The 14,962-nt window shown below is 74.8% G+C and carries 12 protein-coding genes; 10 read left to right on the top strand and 2 right to left on the bottom strand.

The genetic code is table 11. From position 1 onward, the window contains the following. Positions 1 to 229: 229 nt before the first annotated feature. The 7 genes from OG559_RS17580 (at position 230) to OG559_RS17610 (ending at position 8,749) form a co-directional block, all read left to right on the top strand. On the top strand, positions 230 to 2,572 hold the full coding sequence (locus OG559_RS17580) for a nitrate- and nitrite sensing domain-containing protein (protein ID WP_405105119.1): 2,343 nt from the start codon (positions 230 to 232) through the stop codon (positions 2,570 to 2,572). Further along, complete coding sequence (locus tag OG559_RS17585) at positions 2,572 to 2,994, top strand: roadblock/LC7 domain-containing protein (RefSeq protein ID WP_396670023.1); 423 nt, start codon at positions 2,572 to 2,574, stop codon at positions 2,992 to 2,994. Before OG559_RS17580 ends, OG559_RS17585 begins: the two co-directional genes overlap by 1 nt. Beyond that, positions 2,984 to 3,370 (top strand): DUF742 domain-containing protein, encoded by a 387-nt coding sequence (locus tag OG559_RS17590; RefSeq protein WP_405105121.1) that lies wholly within the window; start codon positions 2,984 to 2,986, stop codon positions 3,368 to 3,370. Before OG559_RS17585 ends, OG559_RS17590 begins: the two co-directional genes overlap by 11 nt. After that, a complete protein-coding gene (locus OG559_RS17595; RefSeq protein WP_396670021.1) occupies positions 3,351 to 3,953 on the top strand; it encodes a GTP-binding protein in 603 nt (200 codons plus the stop codon). The genes OG559_RS17590 and OG559_RS17595 overlap by 20 nt, the downstream gene beginning before the upstream one ends. Before the next feature lie 124 nt (positions 3,954 to 4,077). Then, on the top strand, positions 4,078 to 5,115 hold the full coding sequence (locus OG559_RS17600) for a lactonase family protein (RefSeq protein ID WP_405105123.1): 1,038 nt from the start codon (positions 4,078 to 4,080) through the stop codon (positions 5,113 to 5,115). Positions 5,116 to 5,302: 187 nt separating this feature from the next. After that, complete coding sequence (locus tag OG559_RS17605; RefSeq protein ID WP_405105125.1) at positions 5,303 to 7,045, top strand: VWA domain-containing protein; 1,743 nt, start codon at positions 5,303 to 5,305, stop codon at positions 7,043 to 7,045. 219 nt (positions 7,046 to 7,264) lie between these two features. Beyond that, the gene (locus OG559_RS17610) at positions 7,265 to 8,749 is read left to right on the top strand and encodes a sugar transferase (RefSeq protein WP_405105127.1); all 1,485 of its coding nucleotides are present in this window, start codon (positions 7,265 to 7,267) and stop codon (positions 8,747 to 8,749) included. 55 nt (positions 8,750 to 8,804) lie between these two features. Here the strand turns inward: OG559_RS17610 and OG559_RS17615 are convergent, their stop codons facing one another. Continuing rightward, positions 8,805 to 9,935 carry a PP2C family protein-serine/threonine phosphatase gene (locus OG559_RS17615; RefSeq protein ID WP_405105129.1) on the bottom strand — a complete coding sequence of 377 codons (1,131 nt, stop codon included), beginning with the start codon at positions 9,933 to 9,935 and terminating at the stop codon, positions 8,805 to 8,807. Between the two features lie 97 nt (positions 9,936 to 10,032). Between OG559_RS17615 and OG559_RS17620 the strand changes: the two genes are divergently transcribed. Then, positions 10,033 to 10,662 carry a MarR family winged helix-turn-helix transcriptional regulator gene (locus tag OG559_RS17620; RefSeq protein WP_405105131.1) on the top strand — a complete coding sequence of 210 codons (630 nt, stop codon included), beginning with the start codon at positions 10,033 to 10,035 and terminating at the stop codon, positions 10,660 to 10,662. Between the two features lie 92 nt (positions 10,663 to 10,754). Here OG559_RS17620 and OG559_RS17625 read toward each other — a convergent pair whose 3' ends face one another. After that, positions 10,755 to 11,993 carry an ROK family protein gene (locus OG559_RS17625; RefSeq protein ID WP_405105133.1) on the bottom strand — a complete coding sequence of 413 codons (1,239 nt, stop codon included), beginning with the start codon at positions 11,991 to 11,993 and terminating at the stop codon, positions 10,755 to 10,757. Between the two features lie 67 nt (positions 11,994 to 12,060). On the opposite strand from OG559_RS17625, the gene xylA reads away from it, so the two are divergent. Both xylA and OG559_RS17635 read left to right on the top strand, forming a co-directional pair. Beyond that, complete coding sequence (xylA, locus tag OG559_RS17630; RefSeq protein WP_405105135.1) at positions 12,061 to 13,248, top strand: xylose isomerase; 1,188 nt, start codon at positions 12,061 to 12,063, stop codon at positions 13,246 to 13,248. A gap of 10 nt (positions 13,249 to 13,258) precedes the next feature. Beyond that, the gene (locus OG559_RS17635; RefSeq protein ID WP_405105137.1) at positions 13,259 to 14,812 is read left to right on the top strand and encodes a xylulokinase; all 1,554 of its coding nucleotides are present in this window, start codon (positions 13,259 to 13,261) and stop codon (positions 14,810 to 14,812) included. Positions 14,813 to 14,962 lie beyond the last annotated feature (150 nt).

Genomic DNA, 14,962 nt, shown 5'->3' on the forward strand with positions numbered 1-14,962 from the left:
CGCAGGCACCGGACCGAGCGCCCCGCCCATTCCCGGGCGGGGCGCTCGCGCGTTCGCCGTCCACAGCGGAGCGTGCCGGGGTGAGCGCGGCCGGGCAAGAGCCGGTACCGCAACGGCCGGCGATTACGTATCCTGCCCAAGGCGCCGTGCCGGTGCCTCGGCGCCGCGGCGGGCGAAGCCCGTGTCGGCGTCGGCGCCACCCGCTGCCACACCTTCCGGGCGAGGTCTGATGAACACCCGCGACTGGCCGATTCGCTCGAAGCTGACGGCGCTGGTCGTCGCGCCGGTGAGCGCGCTGCTGGTGCTCTGGATCTTCGCGACCACCCTCACCTTCGGCCCGGCCCGGGACCTGCTCTCCGTCAGCACCCTCCTGTCCGACCTCGGCCGGCCGGGCGAGACGGTCGTCGCCGAGCTGCAACGGGAGCGCCGGCTCAGCGTGGTGCAGCTCGCCGGCGACGCCACGCTGCCGGCGCTGGCCGAACAGCGGCGGCGCACCGACGTCGCGGTCGCCGAGCTGCGCGGCCGGGCCTCCGGCGAACGCCTGCGCGACGCCGCCGACGACCTGCTCGACGCCCGCGTCGACCGGCTGCTCGGCGCGCTGGACGGGCTGCCCACCGGGCGGGGCTTCATCGACCGCCGCGAGGTCGACCGGACCGGCGCGATCGGGCTCTACAGCGGCATGGTCGGCGCGGCGTTCCAGGCGTTCTCGGCGCTGGCCACGCTGCCCGACGACGACCTGAACCGGCAGGCCCTGGCACTGACCGCACTCGGCCGTTCCCGGGAGCTGCTCGGGCAGGCCGACGCGCTGCTCGCCGGGGTGCTGGTCAGCGGGCGCTTCGCTGAGGGCGAGCACGCCCAGCTCGTGCAGACCATCGGCAACCAGCGCTTCCTGATCGAGTCCGCGGTGGCCGACCTGCCGGCCGACGACCGGGCCGCGTACCAGCGGCTGGCCGAGAGCGACGCCTTCGCCCGGCTGCGGGCCCTCCAGGACGCCCTGGTCCGGGCCCACCCCGTCCGGGCGCCCGCCGTGGACCTCCGGGCCTGGCAGGCCAGCCAGGACACCGTCCAGCAGAGCCTGCGCGACTTCGAGCTGACCCAGGCCGACGGATTGGCCGAGCGGACGATTCCGGTGGCGGTCGGCATCCTCGCCCGCCTCGGGGCGGCCGGCCTGCTCGGGCTCGCCGCCGTGGTGGTGTCGGTGCTGGTGTCCCTGCGAGTGGGCCGGTCGCTGGCGCAGCGGCTCACCGGGGTGCGCACCGCCGCGCTGGAGATGGCCGAACACCGGCTGCCGGACGTGGTGGCCCGGCTGCGCCGCGGCGAGGACGTGGACGTGGCCCGGGAGGCGCCCGCGCTGGAGTACGGCCGCGACGAGATCGGCCAGGTCGGCCACGCCTTCAACGAGGTGGGCCGCACAGCCGTGCGCGCCGCCGTCGACGAGGTCAGCCTGCGCCGAGGGCTCAACGACGTCTTCCTCAACATCGCCCGGCGCAGCCAGGGCCTGGTGCACCGGCAGCTCGCCCTGCTGGACCGGATGGAGCGCCGCGTCGAGGACCCGGACGAGCTGGCCGAGCTGTTCCGGGTGGACCACCTGGCCACCCGGCTCCGCCGGCACGCCGAGGACCTGGTCATCCTGGCCGGTGCCGCGCCCGGCCGGGGCTGGCGCAATCCGGTCGCGATGATCGACCTGGTCCGGGGGGCCATCTCCGAGGTCGAGTCGTACGACCGGGTCGACATCATCGACGTGCAGCCCGCCGCCACGGTGGGCCGCGCGGTCGGCGACGTCACCCACCTGCTCGCCGAGTTGGTGGAGAACGCCACCGGGTACTCCCCGCCGGGCACCCACGTGTCGGTGCGCGGGCAGAGCCTGCCCAACGGGTACGCGCTGGAGATCACCGACCAGGGGCTGGGCATGTCCATCCCGGCGATGGAGGAGGCCAACCGGCGGCTGGCGACGCCACCGGAGTTCGATCCGGCCGACAGCGCCCGGCTCGGGCTGTTCGTGGTGGCCCGGCTCGCCACCCGGCACGGGATCCGGGTGCGGCTCCGCCGGGCCGCCCAGGGCGGAGTCACCGCCGTGGTGCTGATCCCGCCGGACCTGGTGACCGCAGAGCCGCCGCCCGATCCGCCGCCCGCCGCGCCGGACGGCTCGGCCGACGACCGGCGGATGGCCAAGGTGACCCGGCTCAAGACCCTGCCCCGGACGCGTCCGGCCCGGATCACCCGGGAGCGGGCGGACTCGCCGACCGCCGTGGTGCCGCTGGTCCCCAGCCGCGCCGTGCCGGTCGACCCGTCCGGGGAGGGCGACGGCCTGCCCCGCCGGGTGCGCCGGCGTGGCCCCGCCGCCCGCCCCCGGCCGGCCGCCCTGGACGCGCCGGCCCCACGCGCCCCGGAGGAGGCCCGTCGGCTGATGTCCGCCCTCCAGGCCGGCACCGCCCGGGGCCGCCGGGACGGCGCCGCCGACGGCGGTCCCGTGCCGCCCGTCTCCACCACCTCCGCCGCCGACGCGTCACCGGATCCGGACACCCCGGCGGTGTCTGCGCAACCCCCGACCGCAACTGAGAGGGATGCCTAGTGGTGCACACGACGAAGCCGAACGTCGATCTCGACTGGTTGCTCGACGACCTGGTGGAACGGGTGCCGGCCAGCCGCCAGGCGGTGGTGCTGTCGGCGGACGGGCTGCTGCTCGGCGCCTCGGCCGACTCCGACCGCAGCGACGCCGAACACCTCTGCGCCCTGGCCTCCGGCTTCTCCAGCCTGGCCAAGGGCGCCAGCCGGCACCTCGACGCCGGGGGAGTCCGGCAGACCGTGGTGGAGATGGAGTCGGCATATCTCTTCGTCACCGCCGCCGGCCAGGGCGCGTGTCTGGCGGTGGTCGCCGAGGCCGACGCGGACATCGGCCTGGTGGCGTACGAGATGGCGATGCTGGTGATCCGGGTGGGCGAGAACCTCACCGCGCCGGCCCGGGTCGGGTCGGGTGCCGCCGATGCGGGCTGAGTCTCCCGGGCCGCAGCACGAGTGGCTGGACGCCGACGCCGGTCCGGTGGTCCGCCCGTACACCCTGACCGGCGGCCGGGTCCGGCCGCCGGCCGGTCTCGACCTGGTGGCCTTCGTGCTCACCGCCCGGGCCGTCGACCCCGCCACCCACTCACGACTGCACCCGGAGCACCGGCGGCTGGTCGAGCTGGCCCGCCGGCCGGTGCCGGTCGCCGAGCTCGCCGCCGAGCTGGACCTCGCGGTCGTCGTGGTCCGGGTGCTGGTCGGCGACCTGCTCGCCCGCGGCCTGGTCTCCGTGCACGCGCCGGCCGGCACCACGTTCCTACCCGACGACAACATCCTCAAGGCGGTGGTCAATGGACTCCGTGCGCTATGACCGTGACGGAACAAGGGTGCGGATCCCGCTGGCCCTGAAGATCCTCATCGCCGGCGGCTTCGGCGCCGGCAAGACGACGCTGGTGAGCGCGTTGAGCGAGGTCCGACCGTTGCAGACCGAGGAGGTCCTCACCGGGGCCGGGATCGGCGTCGACGACGTTTCCGGCGTGGAGGGCAAGTCGACCACCACGGTGGCGATGGACTTCGGCCGGATCACCATCAACGAGGACCTCCAGGTCTACCTGTTCGGCACGCCCGGGCAGGACCGGTTCTGGTTCCTCTGGGACGAGTTGGCCTTCGGGGCCCTCGGCGCGGTGGTGCTCGCCGACACCCGACGGCTGGCCGACTGCTTCCCCTCGATCGACTACTTCGAGCAGCGGAACATCCCGTTCGTGGTCGGGGTGAACTGCTTCGACGACGGCCGCCGGTTCAGCCTGGACTCCGTACGGCAGGCCCTGGACCTGGACCCGGGGGTGCCGCTGGTGTTCTGCGACGCCCGGGACCGGCAGTCCGGCAAGGAGGTGCTGATCTCGCTGGTCGAGCACGTCGCCCGGCAGCGCGGCGAGCCGGTGCCGGTGGCCTGACCCGGCCCGCGGCGGCTCGCGGCGCGACGGCGATCTGATCGATTCGCGGGAATCAGGGCTGATGCGGTGGGTGGCGGGGAAAGCTCTGTGGGATCGACACGGACAGCGACGGAAGGCGGATCGGGTGACCGGGCAGCAGACGATCGTCCACCTCGGTGGTTACACGGCGGCCAGCGGCGGCCGGGGCGACGGGATCGTCGCCGCCCGGCGGGACCCGGGAACCGGCGCGCTGACCCCGCTCGGCACGGTCGCGGTCACCCCGTCGCCGTCCTTTCTCGTCCGGCATCCCGTCCTGCCGGTGCTCTACGCCGTCAACGAGCTGGCCGAGGGGGAGGTCAGCGCGTTCCGCACCGGCCCGGACGGCGACCTGACCCCGCTGGGTGTGCGGGGCACCGGCGGCGCGGATCCCTGTCACCTGGCGGTCACCCCGGACGGCGGGCACCTGGTCGTCGCCAACTACGGCGGCGGCAGCGTCGCCGTCCTCCCGCTCGACCCGCAGGGCGTTCCGGGCGAGCGCAGCGACCTGGTGGTGCACTCCGGGCACGGGGCGGACCCGCAGCGCCAGGACAAGGCGCACTGTCACATGGTGTCCCCCGCACCGGACGCCGGGCCGCTGCTCGCCGTCGACCTCGGCACCGACTCCGTCTACCGGTACGACCTCGACGCCGCCTCCGGCCGGTTGGTGCCCCGGGGCCCCCGGGTGCACGTGGCGGCCGGCACGGGCCCCCGGCACCTGGCCCGGCACCCGGACGGCCGGCGCTGCTGGCTGGCGGGGGAGCTGGACGGCACGGTGACCGCGTACGAGCTGGCCCCCGACGGGGCGCTGCACCAGCGCGGCCGGGTGGACGCCAGCACCCGCGCCGGCCACGTCCAGCCCTCCGAGATCACGGTCGGCGCGAACGGTCGCTTCCTCTACGTCGGCAACCGGGGCGTCGGCACGGTGTCGGTCTTCGCGCTGGCGGGTGAGCTGCCCGAACTGGTCGCCGAGGTGGAGACCGGCGGGGAGTGGCCCCGGCACCTCGCGCTGGCCGGCGGGCACCTCTACGTCGCCGACGAACGCGCCGACATGATCCGGGTGTTCCGGGTGGACCCGGCGACGGGGGTGCCGACGCCGGTCGGCGAGCCCGTTCCGGTGCCCAGCCCGACCTGCGTCCTGCCCTGACCGGGCGGCGACCGGCATCACGCTCCGTCCCTGTTCAGGGGCATTCCGGCAACACCGGGATTCGAACTGGCGACTCAGGGTAACGAAACGGCCGGGAACTGTTGCTGCTGGGTAACTTTCGTCCGAACGGCCGTGGCAGCGCCCGTAGCGGTTACGCAAGATGGTCACCGTGCCAGGCCGCCATCGCATGCGTTCAAGTCTCCGCGGAGCAGGTGCCGTCGCCTCGGCGACCGCGCTGGTCGTCGTCGTCGCGGGCTCCTGGTTCGGGTACCGCCAACTGGTGCAGCCGGCGTGCTCGGGGCAGGTCCAGCTCACCGTCGCGGCTTCCCCCGAGGTCGCGCCCGCGGTGCGGGCCGAGGCCGCCGGGTGGGTGGCCGACGGCGCGGCGGTCGGTGGCACCTGCATCACGGTCGACGTCTCGGCCGTCGACTCCGTGCACGTCGCCGCGGCCGTGGCCAGCAAGCACGGCGTGCAGCTTCCCGGTGTGGGTCAGGTCAGCGGCACCGCGGTCACCCCGGACGTGTGGGTGCCGGACTCCTCGACCTGGCTGCTGCGGCTGAAGAACGCCGGGGCCACCGCGTTCGCCCCGAGCAACGGCGGGTCCATCGCCCGCAGCCCCGTCGTGGTGGCGGTGCCCGAGCCGGTGGCCTCCTCCCGGCTCGGCTGGCCGGAGAAGAAGCTGACCTGGTCCGACCTGCTGCGGCAGGTGAGCAGCAGCAAGCCGCTGCGGACCGGGATCGTGGAGCCGACCCGGGACGCGGCCGGCCTGTCCGGGCTGCTGTCGCTGACCGCGACGGCCAGCGCCTCCGGCGGCGACGCGCAGGAGGCGACCACCGGCACGCTGCGGGCGCTGGCCACCGGCCGGTCCGCGTTGCGCCAGGACCTGCTCGCCCGGTTCCCGCGCTCGTCCGACCCGGCGGCGATCGCCGGCGGCCTCGGCGCCGCAACGCTGTCGGAGGAGGCCGTGATGGCGTACAACGAGGGGAAGCCGCCGATCCCGCTGGCGGCGCTCTACCTCGAACCGTCGCCGGTGCCGCTGGACTACCCGTACGCGGTGCTGCCCGGTGTCGAGCCGGCGAAGCAGTCCGCAGCCCGGGTCCTGTTCGGGGCGCTCACCACCCCCGGCTTCCGTGACCGGCTGGCCGAGCGGTCGCTGCGCGCGCCGGACGGCGGCTGGGGCGAGGGCTTCAAGGCGCTGCGGGGCGCGCCGAGCCCGGGCGGCGGCGCGGGAGTCACGCCCACTCCGGCCGGCAACGGTGCCGGCGGCCTGGACCCGGCGGCGATAGAGCGCGTCGTCTCCAGTTGGTCGATCGCCACCCAGTCCGGCCGGATGTTGTGCGTGATCGACGTCTCCGGTTCGATGAAGCAGCCGGTGCCGAGCGCCAACAACGCCACCCGGGAGCAGGTCACGGTGGCGGCGGCCAGCCGGGGCCTGAACCTGTTCGACGACTCCTGGTCGATCGGGCTGTGGACCTTCTCCACGAGGCTGGTGGGCGCCCGGGACTACCGCGAGCTGGTGCCGATCAACCCGCTGTCGGGCAACCGCGCCCGGCTGGAGCAGGGGCTGACCACGATCCGGCCCTCGAACGGCGACACCGGCCTGTACGACACGTTGCTGGCCGCGTACCAGGAGGTCCAGAACGACTGGGAACCGGGCCGGGTCAACTCGGTGGTGTTGTTCACCGACGGCAAGAACGAGGACGACGACGGCATTTCCCAGCAGAAGCTGCTCTCCGAGCTGAAGCGGATCGCCGACCCAGAGCGGCCGGTCCAGGTCGTCATCATCGGCATCGGCGCCGACGTCAGCAAGGCCGAGCTGGAGTCGATCACCAAGGTCACCGGTGGGGGGAACTTCGTCACCGAGGACCCGACCAGGATCGGTGACATCTTCCTGAAGGCGATCGCGCTCCGGCCGAACGCTCCACGCTGAGTAACCAATCAGTGCAGATTGGACCGTCGCGCCGGTGGAACCGGTGCGACGGAAAGTTTTTTTCATGGAAGCTGTTTCCAAGCAAATGACGGCAATACGTCCGAGGCGATCGGTGGCCATGGTTCTGAGGCAAGATGTCGGGGTGCTCCGGCATCGATGGTCCTGTGAAGAGGACCGACCGTCGACCGGGGTCGGCCTCAGCAGAAGTGGGGAGGGCCGGTGACGTCGACGACGCTTTTGACCCCCACCAGGACGCCGTCGCGTCCTGGTGGCCACCGGGCAGGGCAGGTGGCCCGCGTCGACGAGCGAGCGTACGTCCGCATGCTGGTGGTGCTGGACACCGCCGTGCTGGCCGTCGCCGTGCTGGTCGGCTACGTCAGCCGCTTCGGCGACGAGGAGCCGGTGGGCTCGAAGATCCCGTACGTCGTGGTCGCGCCCGCGCTCGTGCTCACCTGGCTGGTCTCGCTCAAGGTGCTGCGCTGCTACGACGACCGGGTGCTGGGCTACGGCGCGGACGAGTACCGCCGGGTGAGCACGGCCAGCCTGCGGCTCGCCGGGGGCACCGCGATCGCGGGCTACATCGCCGACGTCGGGGTCTCCCGGGGCTTCCTGGCCATCTCGTTCGCGGTGGGCATGCTGGGCCTGGAGGCGGCCCGGTTCGCCGCCCGCAAGCGGCTGCACCGGGCCCGGTCCCAGGGCCGGGGCTGGTCGCGCAAGGTGCTGGTGGTGGGCGACACCGCGCACGTGCTGGAGCTGGTGCACCAGCTGCGCCGGGAGCCGTACGCCGGCTACCAGGTGGTCGGCGCCTGCATCCCGGACGCGCTGCTGGCACCGGTGCCGCAGCGGCTCGGTGACGTCCCGGTGGTCGGCTCGTTCCGGGGCATCCCGCAGGCGGCCACCGCGATCGGGGCCGACACCGTGGCGGTCACCGCCTCCGGTGAGCTGACCGCGACCCGGCTGCGGCGGCTCGGCTGGCAGCTGGAGGGGACCGGGGTCGACCTGGTCGTCGCGCCCGCGCTGACCGACGTGGCCGGTCCCCGCATCCACACCCGGCCGGTCGCCGGCCTCCCCCTGATCCACGTGGAGGCCCCCGAGTTCCGGGGGGCCCGCAAGCTGGTCAAGGGCTTCGTCGACAGGTCCGCCGCCACCGTGGCGCTGGCGCTGCTCCTGCCGCTGGTGGCGGTGATCGCGCTGGCCATCAAGCTCGACAGCCGGGGGCCGGTGCTGTTCCGGCAGACCCGGGTCGGCCAGGGCGGCCGGGAGTTCGGGGTGTTCAAGTTCCGCACCATGGTGATCAACGCCGACGCCCTGCTCGCCGAGCTGGCCGCCCGCAACGAGACCGACGGGCTGATGTTCAAGATGCGCGACGACCCCCGGGTGACCCGGGTCGGCCGGGTGCTGCGCAAGTGGTCGCTGGACGAGCTGCCCCAGTTGGCGAACGTGCTGCTCGGCCACATGAGCCTGGTCGGCCCGCGCCCGCCGCTGCCCTCCGAGGTGGCCCGCTACGACGGCGACGTGGCCCGGCGGTTGCTGGTCAAGCCCGGCATGACCGGCCTCTGGCAGGTCAGCGGCCGGTCCGACCTGAGCTGGGAGGACGGCATCCGGCTTGACCTCTACTACGTGGAGAACTGGTCGCTGGCCGCCGACCTGACCATCATGTGGAAGACCTTCGGCGCGGTGATGCGCAGCCGGGGCGCCTATTGACCACCCGGTGGCGGGGCGACGCCGGCAGCGACCCCGCCCCGGCTGAAGGCCCCGGTCACGGCTGGGGGCCGGTCCAGTCCAGGCAGACCACCACCGCGTCGTCGACGAGGTCGCCGGCGACGAACGCCCGCAGGTCGCCGAGCAGCGACCGGACCGCCTCCAGCGGCTCCATCGGGCCGGTCCGGCGCAGGAACCGGTCCAGCGCCGTCCCGCCGTACCGGACGTCCTGGCCGGTCGCCTCGATGACGCCGTCGCTGAGGACGAAGAGCCGGTCCCCGCGGTGCAGCGTGAACTGCTGCTCCCGGTAGTCGGTCCCGTCGAACATGCCCAGCGGGAACTGCGCCTCCAGGGGCTGCTCGACCACCTCGCCGTCGCGCAGCAGCACCAGTCGGGGTGAGCCGGCGTCGACCACCGTCATCGTCCCGCCGGCGAGGTCCAACTCCAGCAGCAACGCCGAGACGTGCTGCTCGCCCCGGTGCAGGGCGTACACCGCCTGGTCGGCCAGCGCCGCCTGGTCGGCCAGGCAGAGCCCGCCCCGTCGGGCGTTGCGCAGGGCGTGGGTGGCCAGCGCGGTCAGCACGGACGCGGTGACCCCCTCACCCATTCCGTTGATCGTCGACAGCCACAGCCGGTGCCCGTCGTCGGACCAGTCGAAGCTGTCGCCGCGCACCGCGTACGCCGGTTCGAGCTGCCCGGCCAGGCTGAACGAGGGGCGGATCCGGCTCCGGCCGGGCAGCAGTTCCCACTGCATCTCGGCGGCCAGCGTGAGCCGGCGGCTGCGGCGGGCGGTCCGGTACAAGTCGGTGCCTTCGTTCACCGCCACCAGTTCGTGGCCGAGGGCGGTGGCGATCCCGAGCAGCTCGTCCCGGGCGGCCCGGTCCTCGGGGAGCGGGGCGACCCGCAGGACCCCACGCCGTTCCCCCCGCATGCTCACCGGGAAGTAGCCGGTCCGGTCGGCCAGGATGGGCTCCTGGTGGTCGAAGCACCGCCAGGCCGGATGTCCCGGCCCGGTCACCGGCTCACCTTCCGTGAGCGGAAGCAGCGCCGAGAGCCGGTAGTCGACCTGGAGCAGTTCGACGTCCGTGATCCCGTACGACCGTTCGAGGTCCGTGGCGAGTCGGTCGACCAGCAGATCGGCCGGTGCCTCGGTCAGCGTCCGGCGGGCCCGGTCTTCCGCACCGCTCATCGTCGCTCCTCTGTCGGAGGCCCGGCGACCAGGGACGCCGGGTAGTCTCGTGCCCACCATGTCCGAAGAACACGGTCCACGCGGACCAGAAGCGAGTATGGCCGCCGCCCTCGATGCGGCCGCCGGCACCCTGCTCACGGTCTTCGAGGCGGCGCGCGAGCGGACCACCAGCCGGCTCTCGGGGGCGCAACTGCGCGCGGTGATGGTGGTCGAGCAGCACGACGGGATCAACCTGCGTCGGCTGGCGACGCTGCTCGACATGCTGCTCTCCTCGGCGAGCAGGCTCTGCGACCGGCTGGTGGCCGCGGGCATGCTGGAGCGCGAGCCCGGCCGTTCCGACCGCCGGGAGATCTCCCTGCACCTCACCTCGGAGGCCGAATGGCTCCTCGCCGAGCTGCGGGCCGACCGCCGGCAGCGGCTTGCCGTGATCCTGGCCGGGATGACCCCCGAGGGGCGGCGGGCGCTCCTCGCCGGCCTGCAGGAGTTCGACGAGGTGGCCCGGCACCGGCACCCGCCGGAGCCGCCGGTCGCGGAGCCGTCCGCCGAGACCCGGCCGGGGGAGCGGGCGACGGCGACCGGGCCGGGTGACTGGTCCTCGGGGGAGCCGCAGGCCGGCTGGTCGAGCGGGAACCGGCCCGGCGGGATACCGCACGGCCGGTCGACCGGCGACGCCCCGAGCGGGTGGTCCGGCGAGGCCGCCGGGGGCGGCTGGTCGCGTACGGCCTGACCCTGGTCCGCATCCCCGGTCGCAGCAGTCGCGGGTCGGCGACCCGGATCACCTGCGGCGAGGGTGTCCGCCGTGCATCGACGAAGAGCAGGTCAGCCGGTGCGGCTCAGCCATCCGACCGGGTCGGCGACGATCCGCCGGACGACGGAGCCGGCCGCGCCGACCACGGCGGCCTCCGGGCCGAGCGCCGAGGAACGCACGGTCACCGGCGACCATCCGGCGGTGAGCACCCGCCGTGACACCTCGGCCAGCACCGGGGGCCGCAGCCAGGGCGTGAGCAGGGCGTATCCGCCGCCGAGCACCACGGTGTCGAGGTCCAACAGGTTCACCACGCCGGCCACCGCGACCCCGAGCGCCTGCCCCGCCTCGGCCAGGGCTGCCAGGGTCGCGGGGTGGTCGGCGGCCGCGAGGTCGGCCAGCCGGGTCGCGGCGGTGTCGGCCGGGAGGTCCGCCCGGTCCAGCCCGGCGGCGGCGAGGATGGCCTCCTGGCCGGCGTACCGTTCGAGGCAGCCCAGGCCGCCGCACCGGCAGGGCCGGCCCTCCGGCTGGACGGGGATGTGACCGATCTCGCCGCTCCAGCCGCGTACGCCCCGGAAGAGGGCGCCGTCGAGGACGATCCCGGCGCCGATGCCGACCTCGCCGGAGACGTGCAGGAAGCTGACCGGTCCGTCCGGGTCGGCGTGCAGCTCGCCCAGCGCGGCCAGGTTGGCCTCGTTCTCCACCACCAGCGCCGGGATGCCGGGGACCGGCTCGACCAGCGGCGGATGGTCGGAGAGCAGTTCGGGGACGGGCACGTCCTGCCAGCCCAGGTTCGGGGCGAGCCGGACCAGCCCGGCCGCGTCGACCAGCCCGGGCACCGCGAGGGCGGCCCCGGCCAGGGTGAGCCCCTGCCGCTCGGCGTCGACCCGGGCGGCGGCGGCCAGCCCGACGAGCCGGGCCAGCGCGTCGGCGGGGGAGACGGGGCGCAGGTCGGCCCGGCGCACGGTGTGGTGCCGGACCTCGCCGGCCAGGTCGACCACGCAGGCGGCCAGGTAGTCGACGTTGATCTCCAGGCCCAGCCCGGCCGGGCCGTCGCCGGCCAGCACCAGGCCCCGGGCTGGGCGTCCGGCGCCGGTGCGGGGGGCCGGCTCCGACTCGCCCACCAGCCGGCCGGCGACGAGGTCGTCGACAACGGCGGAGACGGTGGCCCGGGTCAGGCCGGTCGCGGCGGCCACCGCGGCTCGCGACGGTGGGCTGGGCGCGGCGGCGATCCGGCCGAGCACCACGGCGAGGTTCAGCTCGCGCAGGCTGCCCTGGCGGACCGCCGCGGCCCGAGCGGCGGGACGGGTCACCCCTTGACACTGCCACACGCCCGTCAAATAATTCAATCACTGAACAAATAGCTGCCGGAGGTCCGCCATGGCGTCCCGTCCCACCCCCGCCGACAAGTTCTCCTTCGGCCTCTGGACGGTGGGTTGGCAGGCCCGCGACCCGTTCGGCGACGCTACCCGCCCGGAGCTGGACGCCGTCGAGGCCGTACACAAGCTCGCCGAGCTGGGCGCGTACGGGATCACCTTCCACGACGACGACCTGATTCCCTTCGGCGCGGACCCGGCCACCCGCGACGGCCGCATCACCCGGTTCCGCAAGGCGCTCGACGCGACCGGGCTGGTCGTCCCGATGGTCACCACCAACCTCTTCACCCATCCGGTGTTCAAGGACGGCGGATTCACCAGCAACGACCGCGACGTGCGGCGGTACGCGCTGCGCAAGGTGCTGCGCAACGTCGACCTCGCCGCCGAGCTGGGCGCGCGCACCTTCGTCATGTGGGGCGGCCGGGAGGGCGCCGAGTACGACCTGGCCAAGGACGTCCGTTCCGCGCTGGACCGCTACCGCGAGGCCGTCGACCTGCTCTGCCAGTACGTCGTCGACCAGGGATACGACCTGCGCTTCGCCATCGAGCCGAAGCCGAACGAGCCGCGCGGTGACATCCTGCTGCCGACCATCGGGCACGCGCTGGCGTTCATCTCCACCCTGGCCCGCCCGGACCTGGTCGGCCTCAACCCCGAGGTGGGCCACGAGCAGATGGCCGGGCTGAACTACGTCCACGGCGTCGCCCAGGCGCTCTGGCAGGGCAAGCTGTTCCACCTCGACCTCAACGGCCAGCGCGGCATCAAGTACGACCAGGACCTGGTCTTCGGCCACGGCGACCTGCTCAACGCGTTCGCCCTGGTCGACCTGCTGGAGCACGGCGGCCCCGACGGCGGCCCGGCCTACGACGGCCCCCGGCACTTCGACTACAAGCCCTCCCGCACCGAGGACTTCACCGGGGTATGGGCCTCGGCCGAGGCCAACATGCGCACCTACCTGCTGCTCAAGGAGCGGGCCGCGGCGTTCCGGGCCGATCCGGAGGTGGCCGAGGCGCTGGCCGCCAGCCGGGTCACCGACCTGGCCGCCCCCACCCTCGCCCCCGGCGAGGGCTACGCCGACCTGCTCGCCGACCGCACCGCGTTCGAGGAGTACGACGTGGACGCCGCCGCCGCGTTGGGCTTCGGCTTCGTCCGGCTCAACCAGCTCGCCGTCGAGCACCTGCTCGGCGCCCGCTGAGGTCGCCGCCGTGCCCCTGGTCGCCGGGTTCGACTCGTCCACCCAGTCCTGCAAGCTGGTGATCCGCGACGCGGAGACCGGCGCGCCGGTCCGCTCCGGCCGCGCCCGGCACCCCGACGGCACCGAGGTCGACCCGCAGGCCTGGTGGGATGCCCTGGAGGCGGCGGTCGAGGCGGCCGGCGGGCTGGGCGACGTCGCGGCGGTCTCCGTCGCCGGGCAGCAGCACGGCATGGTGTGCCTCGACGAGGCGGGCCGGGTCGTCCGGCCGGCGCTGCTGTGGAACGACACCCGGTCGGCCGGCGCCGCCGCAGAGCTGATCGAGGAGGCCGGCGGCGGCGAGGCCGGCCGGCGGTTCTGGGCCGACGCGGTCGGCTCGGTCCCGGTGGCCAGCTTCACCGCTACCAAGCTGCGCTGGCTGGCCCGGCACGAGCCGGCCAACGCCGCCCGGGTGGCCGCCGTCTGCCTGCCGCACGACTGGCTGACCTGGCGGCTGGCCGGCGCGCCGGGCCTGGCCGCCCTGCGCACCGACCGCAGCGACGCCAGCGGCACCGGCTACTGGTCCCCGGCCACCGGGGAGTACCGCCTCGACCTGCTGGAGCGCGTCTTCGGCCGCCGGCTGGCGGTCCCCGTCGTGCTCGGCCCGGCCGAGGCCGCCGGCACCCTGGACCCGACCGCCCTGACCGGCCCGTCGTCGTCGGCCGGCCCGTCGTCCTTGACCGGCCCGTCGTCCTTGACCGGCCCGTCGTCCTTGACCGGCCCGTCGTCGTCGGCCGGCCCGTCGTCCGGGGCCGGCCCGGCGACCGGCGGGGTGCCGCTCGGACCGGGGGCCGGGGACAACGCCGCCGCGGCGCTCGGCGTCGGTGCCCGGCCCGGGGACGTGGTCGTCTCCATCGGCACCTCCGGCACGGTGTTCAGCGTCGCCGACGCCCCGGCCGCCGACCCGAGCGGCGCGGTGGCCGGGTTCGCCGACGCCACCGGCCGGTACCTGCCGCTGGTCTGCACGCTCAACGCGGCCCGGGTGCTCGACGCCGCCGCCGGCCTGCTCCGGGTGGGCCTGGACGAGCTGTCCGACCTTGCGCTGTCCGCGCCGCCCGGCGCGGACGGGCTGGTCGTGGTCCCCTACCTGGAGGGCGAGCGGACCCCGGACCGGCCGTCCGCCACCGGCGCGGTGCACGGGCTGACCCTGGCCACCTCGACCCCCGCCCACCTGGCTCGGGCGGCCGTCGAGGGGATGCTCTGCGCGCTCGCCGACGGTCTCGACGCGCTGGTGGCCCAGGGGGCCCGGGTCGAGCGGGTGATCCTGGTCGGCGGCGGCGCCCGGTCGGCGGCGGTGCGCCGCGTCGCGCCGCAGGTCTTCGGCCGCCCGGTCGTCGTCCCGCCGCCCGGGGAGTACGTCGCCGACGGAGCGGCCCGCCAGGCCGCCTGGCTCGCCCTGGGCGGCGACGCCCCGCCCGACTGGTCCCCGGTGGGCGCCGAGGAGCACTCCGCCGACCCCGTCCCCGCCGTCCGCGAGCGCTACGCCGCCGCCCGCGACCGGGTGCTCGACCGCGTCGATCCGGCGTAATGGGCTGTGCCGGAGACCGTCGCCGGCGGGCCGGCGCTGCTGCACGGCGCTCCCGGCACCGGGAAGGCCACCATCCCCTCCGTCCACGCCGAGACCGGCCTTACCTCTGACCGGACGGGCTGCCCCGGTGGGCCGCCGGTGGGGGGTCGG

The sequence above is a fragment of the Micromonospora sp. NBC_01405 genome (assembly GCF_045040155.1).
GTDB lineage: Bacteria > Actinomycetota > Actinomycetes > Mycobacteriales > Micromonosporaceae > Micromonospora.

Coding starts and splice junctions, on each gene's coding strand:
- OG559_RS17580 (WP_405105119.1), top strand. CDS start 230: ATGAACACCCGCGACTGGCCGATTCGCTCGAAGCTGACGGCGCTGGTC.
- OG559_RS17595 (WP_396670021.1), top strand. CDS start 3,351: ATGGACTCCGTGCGCTATGACCGTGACGGAACAAGGGTGCGGATCCCG.
- OG559_RS17620 (WP_405105131.1), top strand. CDS start 10,033: ATGGCCGCCGCCCTCGATGCGGCCGCCGGCACCCTGCTCACGGTCTTC.
- OG559_RS17590 (WP_405105121.1), top strand. CDS start 2,984: ATGCGGGCTGAGTCTCCCGGGCCGCAGCACGAGTGGCTGGACGCCGAC.
- OG559_RS17605 (WP_405105125.1), top strand. CDS start 5,303: ATGCGTTCAAGTCTCCGCGGAGCAGGTGCCGTCGCCTCGGCGACCGCG.
- OG559_RS17615 (WP_405105129.1), bottom strand. CDS start 9,935: ATGAGCGGTGCGGAAGACCGGGCCCGCCGGACGCTGACCGAGGCACCG.
- xylA (WP_405105135.1), top strand. CDS start 12,061: ATGGCGTCCCGTCCCACCCCCGCCGACAAGTTCTCCTTCGGCCTCTGG.